General features: G+C 55.9%; 13 protein-coding genes and 1 pseudogene. 4 read left to right on the forward strand and 10 right to left on the reverse strand.

The features are described from left to right. Positions 1–13: 13 nt before the first annotated feature. The 4 genes and pseudogenes from BLT89_RS01845 to BLT89_RS17875 all read right to left on the reverse strand — a co-directional run. Entirely contained in the window at positions 14–886 is an 873-nt protein-coding gene (locus BLT89_RS01845) for a prepilin peptidase (RefSeq protein ID WP_090192814.1), read from the reverse strand. Positions 887–889: 3 nt separating this feature from the next. Continuing rightward, positions 890–2,113 carry a type II secretion system F family protein gene (locus BLT89_RS01850; protein ID WP_090192815.1) on the reverse strand — a complete coding sequence of 408 codons (1,224 nt, stop codon included), beginning with the start codon at positions 2,111–2,113 and terminating at the stop codon, positions 890–892. 3 nt (positions 2,114–2,116) lie between these two features. Beyond that, complete coding sequence (pilB, locus tag BLT89_RS01855) at positions 2,117–3,814, reverse strand: type IV-A pilus assembly ATPase PilB (RefSeq protein ID WP_090192816.1); 1,698 nt, start codon at positions 3,812–3,814, stop codon at positions 2,117–2,119. A gap of 343 nt (positions 3,815–4,157) precedes the next feature. Next, a pseudogene (locus BLT89_RS17875) lies at positions 4,158–4,269 on the reverse strand (prepilin-type N-terminal cleavage/methylation domain-containing protein); the annotation flags it as partial. A gap of 116 nt (positions 4,270–4,385) precedes the next feature. On the opposite strand from BLT89_RS17875, the gene BLT89_RS01865 reads away from it, so the two are divergent. Then, entirely contained in the window at positions 4,386–6,128 is a 1,743-nt protein-coding gene (locus tag BLT89_RS01865; protein ID WP_172829109.1) for a PglL family O-oligosaccharyltransferase, read from the forward strand. 13 nt (positions 6,129–6,141) lie between these two features. Here the strand turns inward: BLT89_RS01865 and BLT89_RS18050 are convergent, their stop codons facing one another. Together BLT89_RS18050 and nadC are read right to left on the reverse strand one after the other, a co-directional pair. Continuing rightward, positions 6,142–6,453, reverse strand: a complete 312-nt coding sequence (locus BLT89_RS18050) for a prepilin-type N-terminal cleavage/methylation domain-containing protein (protein WP_090192819.1) — start codon at positions 6,451–6,453, stop codon at positions 6,142–6,144. Positions 6,454–6,727: 274 nt separating this feature from the next. Next, a complete protein-coding gene (gene nadC / locus BLT89_RS01875; protein WP_090192820.1) occupies positions 6,728–7,576 on the reverse strand; it encodes a carboxylating nicotinate-nucleotide diphosphorylase in 849 nt (282 codons plus the stop codon). Positions 7,577–7,852: 276 nt separating this feature from the next. Here nadC and BLT89_RS01880 point away from each other — a divergent pair, with 276 nt between their 5' ends. The 3 genes from BLT89_RS01880 (at position 7,853) to ampE (ending at position 11,660) form a co-directional block, all read left to right on the forward strand. After that, on the forward strand, positions 7,853–10,150 hold the full coding sequence (locus BLT89_RS01880) for a DUF1631 domain-containing protein (RefSeq protein WP_090192821.1): 2,298 nt from the start codon (positions 7,853–7,855) through the stop codon (positions 10,148–10,150). Between the two features lie 111 nt (positions 10,151–10,261). Continuing rightward, the gene (ampD, locus tag BLT89_RS01885) at positions 10,262–10,810 is read left to right on the forward strand and encodes a 1,6-anhydro-N-acetylmuramyl-L-alanine amidase AmpD (RefSeq protein ID WP_090192822.1); all 549 of its coding nucleotides are present in this window, start codon (positions 10,262–10,264) and stop codon (positions 10,808–10,810) included. 16 nt (positions 10,811–10,826) lie between these two features. Further along, the gene (gene ampE / locus BLT89_RS01890) at positions 10,827–11,660 is read left to right on the forward strand and encodes a regulatory signaling modulator protein AmpE (protein WP_090192823.1); all 834 of its coding nucleotides are present in this window, start codon (positions 10,827–10,829) and stop codon (positions 11,658–11,660) included. Here the strand turns inward: ampE and BLT89_RS01895 are convergent. The 4 genes from BLT89_RS01895 to BLT89_RS01910 all read right to left on the reverse strand — a co-directional run bounded on the left by BLT89_RS01895 (position 11,653) and on the right by BLT89_RS01910 (position 15,614). Beyond that, positions 11,653–12,558: an ROK family protein gene (locus tag BLT89_RS01895; protein ID WP_090192824.1), complete on the reverse strand. Its 906-nt coding sequence runs from the start codon at positions 12,556–12,558 to the stop codon at positions 11,653–11,655. The two genes, ampE and BLT89_RS01895, sit on opposite strands and share 8 nt — an antisense overlap. Positions 12,559–12,575: 17 nt before the next feature. Next, positions 12,576–13,367: a TatD family hydrolase gene (locus BLT89_RS01900; protein ID WP_090192825.1), complete on the reverse strand. Its 792-nt coding sequence runs from the start codon at positions 13,365–13,367 to the stop codon at positions 12,576–12,578. A gap of 100 nt (positions 13,368–13,467) precedes the next feature. Then, complete coding sequence (locus BLT89_RS01905) at positions 13,468–13,938, reverse strand: REP-associated tyrosine transposase (protein WP_090192826.1); 471 nt, start codon at positions 13,936–13,938, stop codon at positions 13,468–13,470. 92 nt (positions 13,939–14,030) lie between these two features. Beyond that, on the reverse strand, positions 14,031–15,614 hold the full coding sequence (locus BLT89_RS01910) for a peptide chain release factor 3 (protein ID WP_090192827.1): 1,584 nt from the start codon (positions 15,612–15,614) through the stop codon (positions 14,031–14,033). Positions 15,615–15,792: the final 178 nt, after the last annotated feature.

The raw sequence follows: 15,792 nt of genomic DNA on the forward strand, positions 1-15,792 counted from the left end.
GCGCTGGGCCGGATTAGTTTAAACCGCTCATCTGCATGTAGCTGGCGGTAATTTGTTCGCCCCAGATCAAGGCAATCCATCCGGCAATTGCCAGATAAGGGCCGAAAGGCAACGGGGTGCTGGTTTCGGCATTGCGCATACGCAGCATGATAACCCCCAGTACAGCACCGACCAGCGAAGACAACAGAATGGTCAGCGGCAGTACCTGCCAGCCGCCCCAGGCGCCGAGCATGGCCAGTAGCTTGAAATCACCATAGCCCATACCTTCCTTGCCGGTCACCAGCTTGAACAGCCAGTAAACCGACCACAGGCTCATATAGCCAGCCACTGCGCCCCAGAGCGCCTCGGGAAGCGAAGTGAACAAGCCGAAACTGTTGAAGATCAATCCGAGCCAGAGTAGTGGCAGAACCAGATCGTCGGGCAATAACTGATGGTCTGCATCAATCAGGCTCATGGCTAGCAAGCCCCAGCTAAGCAGCAGCATGCCGCCGGTTTGCCAGCTGAAGCCAAAGTGCCAGGCGATGAATGCGGATAACAGCCCGCAGGCCAGCTCTACCAGCGGGTAGCGCTTGCTGATGGGCGCCTTGCAGGCAGAGCACTTGCCGCGCAGGGCCAGCCAGCTGATCAGGGGAATGTTCTCCCACGCCTTGATTTCATGCCCGCAATGCGGACATTGCGAGTTGGGCAGGATCAGGTTGAAAGTGGCGCCGGACTCTGTAGCCGGGAGTTCTAGCAATTCACGAGCCTGCACTTGCCATTCGCGCTGCATTATCTTCGGCAGGCGATAAACCACCACATTTAGGAAGCTGCCAATGAGCAGGCCCAGCAAAAAAACCACGAAAACAAAGGCCGGCAAGTTGCCGGCCAGGAAGTCGATCAGTGCCATTATTTATCCGCCGACCACATTGCCGAGCTGGAAGATTGGTAGGTACATGGCGATGATCAGGCCGCCCACCAGAACACCGAGTACGGCCATGATGATCGGCTCCATAAGTGCGGTCAGGCCATCAACAGCGTTATCGACCTCTGCTTCATAGTACGTGGCAACCTTGTCCAGCATTACATCCAGCGCACCGGACTCCTCGCCGATGGCCGTCATTTGAATGGCCATTGATGGGAATACTCCGGTGGTTCGCATGGAGAAATTCAGTTGGGTACCACTGGAAACGTCCTGTTTGATCTGGTTCACGGCATTTTTGAACACCACGTTGCCTGCGGCGCCCGCGACCGAATCCAGTGCTTCAACCAGAGGCACGCCAGCGGCAAAAGTGGTAGACAACGTGCGGGCATATCGCGCTACTGCCGATTTGTAGAGAATATCCCCGACAACAGGCAGCTTGAGGGAAGTGCGTTCTATCCATTCGCGAAACTTCTTGGAGCGCTTTTTCCCTTCACTGAAAGCGTATACCCCACCGGCAATGCCAAACAGGAAGGCAAACCACCATTCCTGCAGTCCTTCGGAAAGACCCACAACAAACTGGGTAAATGCCGGGAGTTCGGCACCAAAGCTTTTAAAAACTTCAGCAAACGAGGGTACAACCTTGATCAGCAGAATCGCCGTCACTATTACCGCGACAACCACAACAGCGATCGGGTAGTTCATTGCCTTCTTGATTTTCGACTTCAGTGCTTCGGTTTTTTCCTTGTAGGTTGCCACGCGATCCAGAAGGTTTTCCAGTGCGCCGGCCTGTTCGCCAGCATCGACCAGGTTGCAATAAAGGTCATCGAAGTATTCAGGCTTTTTGCGCAAGGCGGTGGCGAAGCTGTTACCTGCAGCGACTTCCTGTTTCACCGCGTTGACCAGGTCGCGCATATTGGGATTTTCAAGCCCCTCGCCGATGATGTCGAACGACTGCAACAAGGGTACGCCTGCCTTCATCATGGTGGCCATTTGCCGGGTAAACAGAGCAATGTCCATCGGCTTGATTTTTTTGCCGGCGCTAAAGAGGTTTTTGCCTTTTTTGGTGACTTTGGTCGGGTTGACGCCCTGCTTGCGCAGTTGCGCTTTGACCAGGGCAGGGTTGAGTCCGCCAAGTTCGCCTTTGATTTTGGCGCCTTTCTTGTCGGTACCTTCCCACTTGAAGATGCTCATTTCTGCAGCTTTTACGGCCATGGGTTAATCCTTGGTCACGCGGTTGACTTCCTCAAGGCTGGTTACTCCTTGCATGGCTTTTAACAGTGCTGATGTTCGCAGGTCATTAAAGCCGTCTTTTCGCATCTGCACCGAGATATCAATGGAGTTTCCTTCCTCCATGATAATGCGTTGCAAGGCCGGCGTGTTTTTAACCACTTCATAGATTCCGACACGGCCCTTGTAACCGTTATTGCAATTTTCACACCCGACGGCGCCGTAAATCTGGAAGGAGCCGATTTTTTCTTCGGGGAAACCTTCTTCAAGAAGTGTTGGTGTTGGCACTTCGACCGGCTTCTTGCAGTGGCTACACAGTTTTCTGGCTAATCGTTGAGCGATGATCAGATTGACTGAAGTAGCTATGTTGAAAGACGGGACACCCATATTGCGCATGCGCGTCAGTGTCTCGGCGGCGCTGTTGGTGTGCAGGGTAGACATGACCATGTGTCCGGTCTGAGCTGCTTTCACCGCAATCGAAGCGGTATCCAGGTCGCGAATCTCGCCGACCATGATGATGTCCGGATCCTGGCGCAGAAAGGCTTTCAGGGCAGCGGTAAAATCCATGCCCTGTTTGGGGTTGACGTTGACCTGATTGATGCCTTCCAGATTGATCTCAACCGGATCTTCAGCTGTGGAAATATTGACGTCTACTGTATTGAGGATGTTGAGGCCGGTGTAGAGGGATACGGTCTTGCCCGAGCCGGTGGGGCCGGTTACCAGAATCATGCCCTGCGGTTGCTGCAGGGCGGTCATGTAGAGCTCTTTCTGATCCGGCTCATAACCGAGTGCATCAATACCCATCTGGGCGCTGGATGGGTCAAGAATCCGCATTACAATTTTTTCGCCCCACAATGTGGGGCAGGTGCTGACGCGAAAATCGATCGATTTATTCTTCGATATGCGCATCTTGATCCGTCCATCCTGCGGCTTGCGGCGCTCGGATATGTCCAGACTGGCCATGACCTTGAGGCGGGCGGAAATGCGTGGAGCAAGCTGGATCGGTGGTTTGGCTATTTCCTGCAGGATGCCATCGGTTCGAAAGCGCACCCGATAGGCTTTTTCGTAGGGCTCGAAATGCAGGTCCGAGGAACCCATTTTGATCGCATCGAGAAGCATCTTGTTGACAAAGCGCACGACAGGGGCGTCGTCGGCCTCATTGCCGGTGATGCTGTCTTTCTTGTCCTCTTCGACAGCCTCGATATCCACATCAAGATCGACGTCGTTAAGGTCGTCCATGCCGCTGGTGGCTGCGTCGAAGAATTTTTCGATTGCATCGCCCAGCTTGTCATCCTCGACCAGAATGGCCTCGGTGCTCAGTCCGGTGCTGAACTGCACATCGGTGATGGCCTGATGGTTCGACGGGTCGGAAATAGCCACATACAGCTTGTTGCCGCGCCGGAACAACGGCAGGGAACGGTGCTGGCGAATGAGTTTTTCGCTGACCAGATCCCGGGGCTGGCCTTCCTTGTCGATGCTGCCCAGATCCACCAGCGGCATGCCGAATTGCTCGGCGGCCAGTTCTGCCAGGGCACGGCTTTTAGCCAGCTTGTTCTGGACCAGATAGGTGACCAGTGACAGTTTGTTGCGCTGCGCCTGAGCATTAGCTTGTTGTGCGCTTTTTTCATCCAGAAGGCCGATGAGGACGATCTGTTTGGCTAGGCCGGATAGGGCAATGTCATTCATGTGTCGGACTTGATGGTGGGGGTTAACATATGAAAGCACAACTTACTGGGTATCGGGGTATAAAAGCAAAGGCCCCGCATTGCGGGGCCTTTGCTTGCTTTTGGCGACAGATTGCGGCGCCAAGGCTATGAAGCTTAGAACTGAACAGTCTGAGTTGTGCTGCCTGGGGATTTCGGTACGCCAGCCAGAGAGCCGGTGATCTGGGCAGATGTGCCACCAGTTTTGGTGATGCTTGTGCAGGCAGACGTGTTGGTTGTTACGTCAAGGCCTGAGCCTTCGCCTATTGCTTGCAGAGCGGCTTCGGTTTTGCGGCTGGTTACTTCAGCCAAGCAGGCTTTTTCTGCCGAGCGAACGGTGTAGCTTTGGTATTGAGGAATGGCGATAGCGGCCAAAATACCGATGATGGCAATAACGATCATCAGTTCGATAAGGGTGAAGCCCTTTTGTGCTTTCATGTGCGTCTCCTGAGAAATTAAAGCTGCTTAGTGCCAAGCAGTAATCTAACTAAAGCATAAAGCGTGCCAAGTGAATGGTGCGTGGTGATCCTGGCATTTTCTGGTGGAGTGTGGGTATGACGGAAGTCGTGGAGTGTCAAAAATTGTCACAAACTGAAAGTTTGCGCTTGCCGGAGAGAGCTTTCTGGTGGCTTTTTATGATCGTATTGATATTGGCTTTTTTGCAGCCATTTCACGGGGGTGGGTATCCAGGTTTTTTAGAGAACTATGTGCTGGCGGCTTGGGTGATTTTTTTGTTCGGTTTGCTAGTGATGTTACGGGGGGAGTTTTTTATTGGTTCAGGGCTTTGGGTTTGGCTTTTATTTGGGGTGATGCTTCTGGTTGGCTTTTTTACGCAGTCAGTACCTTTTATGGGGCCAATTAATCAGTATTTCGCCTGCTGGTTAGTAGGGTTTGCTGTGATGCAGCATGCTGCTCGGTTCTCATTACAAGATGCATGGTCCGAGCGTTCGCTTGCAATTGCGTTAGTCATTCTTGGTTTGCTGTCTGCTGTTTTTGGAATAGTTAGATTTTACGGTCTGGTTGGTTGGTTCTCTTATTTGTTGCCGGAGCCTGCGTCGGGGCGTATGAACGGGCTTCAGGGGCAGAGTAATTTTTTTGCCGTTTTATGTTTTTTAGGGTGTATTGGAAGTGTTTGGCTTAGACGATTGAATTGCTTTAGTTATCCAGCCTTGATGTTGGTGTTGTTGCCGATGTTTTATGGTATCGCTCTGTCTGGTACTCGCGTAGTGTATTTGGCGTTTTTCTCCTGGATTTTTATATTGTTTTTAATGAAAGGTTATAAAGATACGCTGATCTTGGTTGGTGTAATGGGTGTCTTATATTGTCTGCTCAGGCCTTTGTTCTTGAGTTTGAATATAGATCTGACTGAGATCTGTGTGCGGGCCGGTCTTATGCCGTGGGGTGGTATTAATGCCGATCTATTTTCGCGTGGCGCTGAAAGCCTTCGTTGGGTTGAGTGGCCTGTAGCGTGGAAAATCATGAAGTCGGCATGGCCTCTAGGTGTTGGTGCTGGTGGGTATCCTGCGCATAGTTATTTCATGAATTTTGAATTGGGAAACATACCGATAAACGGTATTTGGCTTCATTCGCACAATTCATACTTGCAGCTAATTATTGAGTTCGGCTTGGTCGGTGCGATTTTTCTGCTATGTTCAGCGTTCTTGGTTTTGAAGATCATCTATAAATTCATTAATGAAGGTAGGGGCTTATATTTGGGTTCGCTGGCTACTTTGTTGGTATACAGTTTTTTTGAGTTTCCTTTCTGGTCTTTGCATTTTTTTGTGCTGTTTATATGGGTGGTTTTTGCTGGGTGTAATTGGCGCAGTATTAAAATAAAAAATCTCTACGGAATTATTTTAATTCCTATTTCATTTTTTATATTTATTCATTATGTGTCTCTTTATACATATGTTTTTAAGGCTTCTATGAGTTATTTATGGCCAAACGAACCTGTTGACTTTTCTTATGCGAATACGATGATTAGGGATCCGATTTTGGAGCATTATGGGTATCAACAATACCTTGAATCTCCAACTTATTCCAAGGAGAGTCTGGCTAAAGATCTTGAATTGTCTAGAAAATATTATAATTTTATTCCCTACTCTTCTATAGTATCGAGATATATAATTTCCCTAGCGGCAAGCGGTGATCGCGGACTAGCAACCAGTTTGGTTCGCAAGTTGTCTGTAAACGACCCATTATACAGGAAAGAATTTATTAATGATGTTAATAGTGCAAGTGAAAAGGTTCCTTCCTGGGATATAAAATGGTTAATTGATGAGTGGCGTATCCGATAGCGTGTTTGAATTTTTAGTATCGAACAGATTGTGTGCTTACCCCGGGAGGTCTAGGTTGGCCGATTAAGGTGCCGGTAACTCCACCTGCCCTTGAGATGGTTAAGCAGGCGAATCCGCTGGTGGGTATTGAAATCGTAGGATCGTTCTGATTTGTCCCCTCAAGGGCTGCTTCTGATATGTAGCCTGTTATCTCGGAAAGGCAGGCTCGTTCGGCTGCGCGTAACGTGTAAGACTGATATTGGGGGATGGCTATGGCGGCCAAAATTCCTATGATGGCTATCACGATCATGAGTTCAATCAAGGTGAATCCTTGTTGTTTCTTCATGGTCTGCGTCCTTGGTTTAGGTTGTTTTTATTGCTGTTTTCCTATGGGATGCATGATTCGCGCCATCTGGCCATTGTCAGAGAGTTGGTAGTCGGGGGAGGCTAGGCTTAAGTTTGCTGTCTTCGGAAATTGCTCTTTTTCAAATTTTTTAGACCGATCGTTTCAATTTTGTGTTTAATGCTGCCTATGGGGCAAGTTTTGGGCAAAGAGCCTACTCGCCCTGCAAATAAGCGAAATTTCTGCAGGCCAGAGTGGATGCATAACTGGTGTCGGCTTACATCGCCAGCCGCATCGACAGATCAATTGCCTTGATGTCCTTGGTCAGGGTGCCCAGAGAGATGTAGTCCACTCCGGTTTCGGCAATGCTGCGCAGGGTGTTGCGGTTGATGCCGCCGGAGGCTTCCAGTTTGGCGCGGCCGGCGCAGTGCGCAACGGCTGTGCGCATGTCTTCCAGGCTGAGTTCATCGAGCATGATGATGTCGGCGCCGGCCTCCAGCGCCTGACGCATTTCTTCCAGGTTTTCCACTTCCACTTCGACCGGCTTGCCCGGGGCGATGGCGTGCGCGTTGCGGACGGCCTGAGCGATACCGCCGCAGGCAGCGATATGGTTTTCCTTGATCAGAAAGGCATCGTAGAGCCCGATGCGATGATTGTGGCAGCCGCCGCAGGTGACCGCGTACTTCTGCGCCAGGCGCAGACCGGGGAGGGTTTTGCGTGTGTCGAGCAGTTTCACCCGGGTGTCGCTGACCAGATCGGCGTACTGCCGGCAGTGGGTGGCCACGGCAGATAGGGTTTGCAGGAAGTTCAGGGCGCTGCGCTCGCCGCTGAGCAAGGCCCGAGCAGGGCCTTCAAGCTGGAATAGAACCTGATCCGGGTTGACCTGTTCGCCATCGCGTACCTGCCAGAACACGCGGGTGTCGGGCTCTAGCTGGCGAAACACTTCGTCGACCCAGGCCGTCCCGCAAATCACGGCATCCTCGCGGGTAATAACCGTGGCTCTGGCCATGTGTTCTGGCGGAATCAGTTGCGCGGTGATGTCGCCGCTACCGATGTCTTCGCGCAGGGCATGCTCTACGTTCAGCTGGATCTCGCGGGTCAGTGCGGCAAGGGTGAGGTTGGGCATGCTCTGCTCCAGAGGTTCGGTGGGGCAATTATACGGCCCGTGACACAATCTGTACGGCCGAACGGGTGTGGTTTGCCAGTGCGGGTTGCTGCGTATTTCTGTTCATTCTGTGATGCAGTGCATGGAAGTGCCAGTTGGGGCTTGGTGGTGGGGGGTGGCTATCTATAATGAGGTTATTGGTTTTTTGGCGCCATTTTTACGGCATGCCTTGATTCTTCTTCGAATGCTTTGCTGATTTCGGCCGCTGTCGCTGGCCGGGGTTTGCGGGAGACTGCAATGCAGACTGACGCGAAGGTGGTGCAACTCAATAGTGTCGCCCCCGATCAATCAGGTCCTTCAGTGGGGGGCAGATTGCCCGTGGCGCTTATTCCTGTACGTGACAAAGCCGTCCTGCAGCTGAAGCAGTCGATGCAGGCCTTGTTCGATAATGCCGATGATTCGCTGTTCCAGATGGCCGACCGGGCTTCCAGCAATGGCGAGCAGAATGCCTTTTTCGAGGCCATGCGTGATTTGCGGCTGAAGCGTAAAAGCATCGAGAGCGGTTTTCTGGAGCTTGTCGGCGGGATATTTACTGCCCTCAACCAGGTCGAAATCGGCAAGGCGCCGGTGCTGGAGAGTATTTCGTTCGCCAACCTGTCATTGATGAATACCGATGCCCTGGAAGAAAGTGTGGCAGTGGATGCCATGGTGGCGAAGGTCATGAGCCAGAGCAGCCTGGCGCTCGGGCACCTGACCATCCGGCTGAATGCGCTGATCAGCAAAAAGCTGGATGAGCGCAGCAATCCGCTCGGGCCAGCAGTGCTGTGCGAGAGCTTTTTATCCGCGTGCAGCAGTCTGGGCGTGGAAATCCGCGTCAAGCTGATCATCTTCAAGCTGTTTGAGAAATACGTACTCAGCCAGTTGGACGACCTGTACGCGCAGGCAAATCAAATGCTCGGTGCCGCCGGTGTGTTGCCGGATCTTAAATCGGCCCCGCCGCGCAGTAGTACGCCCCGCAGCCATACACCTGCCAAAGTGCAGGATGAACCATTTACCGAAGAGGTGAATGAGAATGCCGTGCAGCAGGCTTTCAGTACCCTGCAGAATCTGCTCTCGGAAGTGCGCGGCAGCGCTTTTCCGCAGCGTGCGCAGCCGGCCGATGCACTACCCATTTCCAGCAATGATCTGATGCGCCTGCTTTCGCACTTGCAGAAGAGTGCGCCTCAGGCAGCTGCCGAGACAGATGTGCGTGACAATCTGGACCAGCTGTTGACACGTGCCAGTGCCAAGAGTGGCCGGGCGCGCGTGGTGGGTCAGGTTGATGAGGACGTGATCAATCTGGTTTCCATGCTGTTCGAGTTCATTCTCGACGACCGCAATCTGCCGGATTCGCTGAAAGCACTGATCAGCCGCATGCAGATTCCGATGCTCAAGGTCGCCGTGCTGGACAAGACGTTTTTCGGCCGTGGCAGTCACCCGGCACGGCGTCTGCTGAATGAAATTGCCTCAGCCTCGCTCGGTTGGGCGGATCAGGATGATGCCAAGCGCGATAGCCTGTACGTGAAAATCGAACAGGTTGTGACGCGTCTGTTGACCGAGTTTGTTGATGATCCGGCGATTTTCTCCGATTTGCTGGCCGACTTCATTGCCTTCACCGGCGACGAGCGCAAGCGATCCGAACGGCTTGAGCAGCGCACCCGGGATGCCGAAGAGGGCCGCGCCAAGGCAGAACTGGCGCGTCTGGAGGTGGAGCAGGAACTGAACGCGCGGCTGGTGGGCAAGACCCTGCCGCAGGTTGTGGTTAACCTGTTGCAGGATGCCTGGAGCAAGGTACTGCTGCTCAACCATCTCAAGCACGGCGTTGCTTCACAGCAGTGGCATGGCGCGCTGGCGACGATGGATGACCTGATCTGGAGTGTTGAACCGCACACCGGTGAGCCGGAAGCCCGCTTGCGCCTGCTGCAACTGGTGCCGAATCTGCTTAAGAACATCCGCGAAGGGATGGCTGGCGCCGCATTGGACCCCTTTGCCACCGGAGAATATTTTGCCCAGCTGGAAGCCCTGCATGTTCAGGCGTTTCAGCGCATCAAACGCGAAATGTCCGCAGCAGGCGCTGCCAGCGCTGGAGCGGTGGAATTGCCGGATGTTGCGGATAGCGTGAGCGCCGGGGGTGCGCTGGATGAATCCTCGCTGGCGGATGCCCCGGCAGAGCCAGCCGAGCCGCCGGTGATGGTTGAGGTTGTCGAGGAGATCGTGTTGCTGGCGCCGGGCGAAGTGCGTTGCGCCGAGCCGGAAGAAATGCTGGGTAACGATGATGAGTCGCTGCACAAAGTGGATAACCTGCATGTCGGCAGCTGGGTGGAATTGCAGGAAAGCGGGGATCAGAAGCTGCGCTGTAAACTGGCAGCCATTCTCAAGCAGACCGGCAAATACATCTTTGTGAACCGCACCGGCATGAAAGTGCTGGAGAAAAGCCGCATGGGTCTGGCCGTCGAGTTTCGCCGTGGTGCAGTGCGCATGCTGGATGATGCCTTGCTGTTTGACCGCGCGCTGGAGTCGGTCATCGGCAATCTGCGCCGGCTCAGGAAAAGTTGATCAGGCAGTCTGCTTGGCACAAGGCCCGGAGTATTCCCGGGCCTTGTGCTTTGTGTGGCTTGGCCCGCCGGTTGCTCTGCTCTAGAGTGGTTGCCTGTTCAAGGAGTGCATATGCAGCTGGATCCACAGACGGGCTGGTGCAGTGGTATCAATCGCTGCCCCTCGCCGAACTTCAATAGTCGCCCGCTGGGTGAGATTTCCCTGCTGGTGATTCATAACATCAGCCTGCCGCCAGGGCAGTTCGGTACGGGCAAGGTGCAGGAGTTCTTCTGTAATCGACTGGACTCCCTTGAGCATCCGTACTTCTCGGAAATCGCCGGCTTGCAGGTCTCGGCGCACTTTCTGATCGAACGCAACGGTACGCTGGTGCAGTTCGTATCCTGTCTCGACCGGGCCTGGCACGCCGGGGTGTCGTGTTTTGCCGGGCGCGAAGGTTGCAATGATTTTTCCCTGGGTATCGAACTCGAGGGAACGGATGATCAGCCTTACAGTGATCTACAGTATGCTGCACTGGTCGCGCTGGTCAGGGAGTTGCAGCTGCACTACCCGCAGCTGCGCCGGGAGCGGATCTGCGGGCATAGTGATATAGCGCCCGGGCGCAAGACCGATCCGGGCCCGGCGTTTGACTGGGAACGACTGTTCGCAGCTCTGCAGGCTTGATTGAGGAGAAAGGCGAATGAGTTTTTTGGTGCTTTTGCTGGCACTGCTGATCGAGAAATTTTCGGCCGTTCGCCGGCAAGTCCAGCAGGACGGGCCATGGCTGCAGTGGTTGGCCGGTTGTGACTCCAGTTCACGCCTTGCAAGTGCGCCGGAGCTGGCGCTGTCGTTACTGGTGCTGCTGCCGGTAGCGTTGCTGGGGCTGCTTCTGCTGGTGATTCAACCAGTGCTGTACGGCTGGCTGGCGCTGCCGGTGCATCTGCTGGTGATGATGTTCTGTCTGGGGCGCGGCGATGTGCTGGCGGCACTGGGACCATTTCGCGATGCCTGGCGGCGCGGTGATCTTGAAGCGGCTTATCTGGTGGCTTCACGCGATCTGGCGATAGATGGCGAAAGCGATGCGGACTTGTTGCGCAAGGTCCAGGGGCATCTGTTGTGGGAGGGTTATCAGGGCTTCTTTGCGGTGATTTTCTGGTATGCCGTACTGGGACCACTACCGGCACTTGCATACCGTTTGCTCGCGCTGACCGAAGCCCATACCAGTCAGGAGTCATTGCGTGAGCTGGCCGTTCGTTTGCGGCATGTTATGGACTGGTTGCCGGTGCGTGCTCTGGCGTTGAGTTTCGGACTGGCGGGCAACTTCGTGGCGGTTACGCAGACCTTGCTGCATGAATTGCTCAACCGGGAAATTCCGGCCCGCAGATTGCTGCTCGACAACGGCCTGGCTGGCGCTGGTCTGGCTGACGGGGAGTCGGGCGTAGCCAGCCTTGATTCGATCTGGCAACTGCTGATTCGCTCTGCGGTGCTCTGGTACGGCACCCTGGCGCTGGGCACGCTGCTCTGGCTTAGCTGACCGGCTGTCTGGCGCCCAGCCAGGCGGCACCGCGGACGCCGCTGGAATCGCCATGGCGTGCCGGCAGCAGTCGGGTGTTGAGCTGATCGGAAAACACATGGCGCAACAGCAGTGCAGGGACACGGTGGTATAGCTCGCGCATGTTGGAAAGCCCGCCACCAAGTACGATCACATGGGGGTCAAGCAGGTTGATGACCGTTGCCAGACTGCGCGCCAGTTGTTCGCAGTAGGTCGCCAGCGCCAGTTCCGCCTTCGGGTTGCCCTGTTGTGCCGCGCTAGCCAGCCCTGCGGCATCCAGACCCAGACCGCTGCGTCTGGCCCAGCCGGGACCGGAAAGGAAGGTTTCGATGCAGTCCTGCAAACCGCAGTAGCAGGTAACCGCCTCGCCGTCCTGCTCACTGCGCCAGGGCAGCGGATTGTGCCCCCATTCACCACAGATGGCATTCGGCCCTTGCAGCAGTTGGCCGTTGACGACCAGACCGCCCCCAACACCGGTGCCGAGAATCACCCCGAACACGCTTGGCATGCCTGCTCCGGCTCCGTCGCTGGCTTCCGAAAGGCTGAAGCAGTCGGCGTCATTGGCCAGCTGCACCGGCCGCTGCAGCATGTGTTGCAGATCACCCTGCAAGTCCTGGCCGATCAGGCAGACCGAGTTGGCATTCTTGATCCGCCCGTGATCCGGCGAGCGGCTGCCGGGAATCCCGACGCCAAGCGTGCCGTGCACGCCCAGCTGCTGCTCGGCAGCTTCGACCAGCCCGGCAATGGCCGCCAGAGTCCCGGGGTAGTCGCCTTGCGGCGTGGCTATGCGTCGGCGCAGTAACTCGCTGCCGTTGTCCAGGGCGATGATTTCGATCTTGCTGCCGCCCAGATCGATGCCCAGTTGTGGCGTCGTGCGCATGTGGCTCCTTGCGGCATTCATGGTGCGGATTGTGCCCAGCCGAATAACTGCCGGGCATTGCACGAGCTGGCCTCGGCCAGTTGCGCGCTGCTGATGCCCTGCAGTTCGGCCAGTGCGGCACAGATTTCGGCCAGGTATTCCGGGCTGTTGCGTTGCTGTGGATGCATGGCCGGGGCCATGTCCGGGCTGTCGGTTTCCAGCACGATGGCTTCCAGCGGCAACTGCGCAACTACCTTGCGCAGGCGTCGGGCTTGCGGCCAGGTCGCTGCACCGCCCAGCCCCAGTTTGAAACCCAGCTTCAGGTATTCGCGCGCTTCTTCGATGCTGCCGGCGAAGGCATGCACGATGCCGCCACGTTTGAGTTTGTAGCGTTTCAGTGTGGCGATGGTGACGGCGTGGGCGCGGCGCACATGCAGCAGCGCCGGCAATTCGAACTCTGCGGCCAGTCCGAGCTGGGCTTCGAAGAGTGCTTGCTGCTGCTCTGCCGGTAGCTCCGGCAGAAAGTAGTCGAGACCGAATTCGCCGACTGCACAGAGCTTCGGCTGGCCGGCAAGGCGCTCGAGCCAGCTGCGCAGCTCGATCAGATGCCCGGGCTGGTGTTGTTGCAGATACACCGGGTGCAGCCCGAAGGCCGCATACAAATCATTCTCGGCCTGTACCAGGTCCCACACACGCTGCCAGTTGGACTGGTACACGCCGAGCACGACCATCTGCCGTACCCCGAGTGCGCGACTGCGCAGCAGTACTTGCCCGCGGTCGGCGTCGAAGTCGGGGAAGTCCAGATGGGTATGGGTGTCGATCAGGTGCATGGGCCAATCATACGCGCAGTTCCTTATGTAGGAGCCAGCTTGCTGGCGATCGAATCTGCGTGTTGCCAAATCGCCAGCAAGGACTAAGGCCTCCGGGCTCCTACAGCCATATGGCATCCCACAAAGGATAGTCGCCGATATGCTGGATCAGTCCGGCACGCAGTGGGTTGGCCACGATGTAACGGGCAGTCTCTTGTAGATCCTCTTCACTGCGCAGTGCGTGGTCGTGGAAGCCCTTCTGCCAGAGCCGAGCATAATGGTCGGGGCAGGCCTTGTTGATGGCTATTGCGCTGCGTGATTTGATCTGCTGCATTAGCTTGGCTAGTGTCAAAGGGCCGAGCGCTATCAGCCAGTGTAGGTGGTCTGGCATTACTACCCAGGCAAATGATTCGACAAGTTTGGCATCGTGCAGGCTGCGCATTTCTTTGATCAGAAGGCGTGCGAGTTGCCAGTCGGCGAAAATCGGCTGGCGATTATGCGTGACGGCAGTCAGTAGATAAGCCCTGCCAGTTTCCGAGACGCGCCCGCGGCGCAGGGCATGACCTTGATGGGCGCGGAGTCTGGAATCCATTCCAGTTGCTTCCCTGTAGGAGCCAGCTTGCTGGCGATCTGTGGCCGAAGTGCATCGCCAGCAAGCTGGCTCCTACTGGGTAGTGCAAGAATTTAGTGATGCTCGCGGGTAGCGCGGAATTTCACGTCCGGCCAGCGTTCTTCCATCAGCGCCAGGTTGACCCGGGTGGGTGCCAGGTAGGTGAGATGGCCGCCGCCGTCGAGGGCGAGGTTTTCCACGGCCTTGTTACTGAATTCCTCCAGCTTCTTCTTGTCACTGCAGTCAATCCAGCGCGCCGACCATACGGTAATCGGCTCATAGGCGCACTCGACCTTGTATTCCTCCTTCAGGCGGCTGGCGACTACGTCGAACTGCAGCACACCGACTGCGCCGAGGATGATGTCGTTGCTGCGTTCGGGGAAGAACACCTGGGTCGCGCCTTCCTCGGCCAGCTGTTGCAGGCCCTGGCGCAGCTGCTTGGATTTCAGCGGATCTTTCAGGCGCACGCGGCGGAACAGTTCCGGGGCGAAGTGCGGGATGCCGGTGAAGCCCAGGGTTTCGCCTTCGGTGAATGTATCGCCGATCTGGATGGTGCCGTGGTTGTGCAGGCCGATGATGTCGCCAGCCCAGGCTTCCTCGAGCATCTCGCGCTCGCTGGAGAAAAAAGTCAGTGCATCGCCGATGCGGATGTCCTTGCCCAGACGCACATGGCGCATTTTCATGCCTTTTTCGTATTTGCCCGAGCAGATGCGCATAAAGGCAATCCTGTCCCTATGTTTGGGGTCCATATTTGCCTGGATCTTGAACACGAAACCGCTGAATTTTTCCTCGACCGGCTCCACCGTGCGTTCGTTGGCGATGCGGGCCAGAGGTTTGGGTGCCCAGTCGACGATGGCGTCCAGTACATGGTCGACACCGAAGTTGCCCAGCGCGGTACCGAAGAACACCGGGGTCAGCTGGCCGTTGAGGAACTCGTCGCGGTCGAATTCATGGCAGGCGCCCTGCACCAGTTCCAGCTGCTCGATGAAGCGCTCGTACTCGTCGCCCAGATGCTTGCGGGCTTCGTCCGAGTCCAGCTGCCGGATGATCTTCACCTCGGTGCGCTCGTGGCCATGGCCCGGGGTGTAGACGATGATGTAGTCGTCCTTGAGGTGGTAAACACCCTTGAAGTCGCGGTAGCAGCCGATCGGCCAGGTGATCGGTGCGGCCTTGATCTTCAGTACCGCTTCAATTTCGTCGAGCAGTTCGATCGGGTCGCGGATGTCGCGGTCGAGCTTGTTGATGAAGCTGACGATCGGCGTATCGCGCAGGCGGCATACGTCCATCAGGGCAATGGTGCGCGGCTCGACGCCTTTACCGCCATCGAGCACCATCAGCGCGCTGTCCACCGCGGTCAGGGTGCGGTAGGTGTCTTCCGAGAAGTCTTCGTGACCAGGGGTATCGAGCAGGTTGATCATCTGCTCGCGGTAGGGGAACTGCATGACCGAGGTGGTGATCGAAATACCACGTTGCTTTTCCATCTCCATCCAGTCGGAGGTGGCATGGCGATCGGATTTGCGCGACTTCACCGTGCCGGCCACGGCAATTGCCTGGCCCATCAGCAGGAGCTTTTCGGTAATTGTGGTCTTACCGGCGTCAGGGTGGGAAATGATGGCAAAAGTGCGGCGTTTGGCGACTTCGGCGGCCTGGGTAGTCATAAATCGGAACCTGTCGACTCGGTGGTCGGAATGGCAAAAAGGTGGCGATTATACCGGTAAAAACGGCCGGCGCGGGGCTGGGCGGCAAGCCTTGCCCGGCGCGGCTTGTGCAACATTCCATAGCGACTTGTTTGGAATGCAAAACAAGCAGCACAGGTGGCGACCGGTGGTGATGAAT

The organism is Pseudomonas pohangensis (assembly GCF_900105995.1).
Taxonomy (GTDB): Bacteria; Pseudomonadota; Gammaproteobacteria; order Pseudomonadales; family Pseudomonadaceae; genus Aquipseudomonas; species Aquipseudomonas pohangensis.

Coding starts and splice junctions, on each gene's coding strand:
- BLT89_RS01895 (WP_090192824.1), bottom strand. CDS start 12,558: ATGCGCACGACGCCACAACTGGGCATCGATCTGGGCGGCAGCAAGATC.
- ampE (WP_090192823.1), top strand. CDS start 10,827: ATGAGTTTTTTGGTGCTTTTGCTGGCACTGCTGATCGAGAAATTTTCG.
- BLT89_RS01850 (WP_090192815.1), bottom strand. CDS start 2,113: ATGGCCGTAAAAGCTGCAGAAATGAGCATCTTCAAGTGGGAAGGTACC.
- BLT89_RS01865 (WP_172829109.1), top strand. CDS start 4,386: ATGACGGAAGTCGTGGAGTGTCAAAAATTGTCACAAACTGAAAGTTTG.
- nadC (WP_090192820.1), bottom strand. CDS start 7,576: ATGCCCAACCTCACCCTTGCCGCACTGACCCGCGAGATCCAGCTGAAC.
- BLT89_RS01845 (WP_090192814.1), bottom strand. CDS start 886: ATGGCACTGATCGACTTCCTGGCCGGCAACTTGCCGGCCTTTGTTTTC.
- pilB (WP_090192816.1), bottom strand. CDS start 3,814: ATGAATGACATTGCCCTATCCGGCCTAGCCAAACAGATCGTCCTCATC.
- ampD (WP_090192822.1), top strand. CDS start 10,262: ATGCAGCTGGATCCACAGACGGGCTGGTGCAGTGGTATCAATCGCTGC.
- BLT89_RS18050 (WP_090192819.1), bottom strand. CDS start 6,453: ATGAAGAAACAACAAGGATTCACCTTGATTGAACTCATGATCGTGATA.
- BLT89_RS01910 (WP_090192827.1), bottom strand. CDS start 15,614: ATGACTACCCAGGCCGCCGAAGTCGCCAAACGCCGCACTTTTGCCATC.
- BLT89_RS01880 (WP_090192821.1), top strand. CDS start 7,853: ATGCAGACTGACGCGAAGGTGGTGCAACTCAATAGTGTCGCCCCCGAT.
- BLT89_RS01905 (WP_090192826.1), bottom strand. CDS start 13,938: ATGGATTCCAGACTCCGCGCCCATCAAGGTCATGCCCTGCGCCGCGGG.
- BLT89_RS01900 (WP_090192825.1), bottom strand. CDS start 13,367: ATGCACCTGATCGACACCCATACCCATCTGGACTTCCCCGACTTCGAC.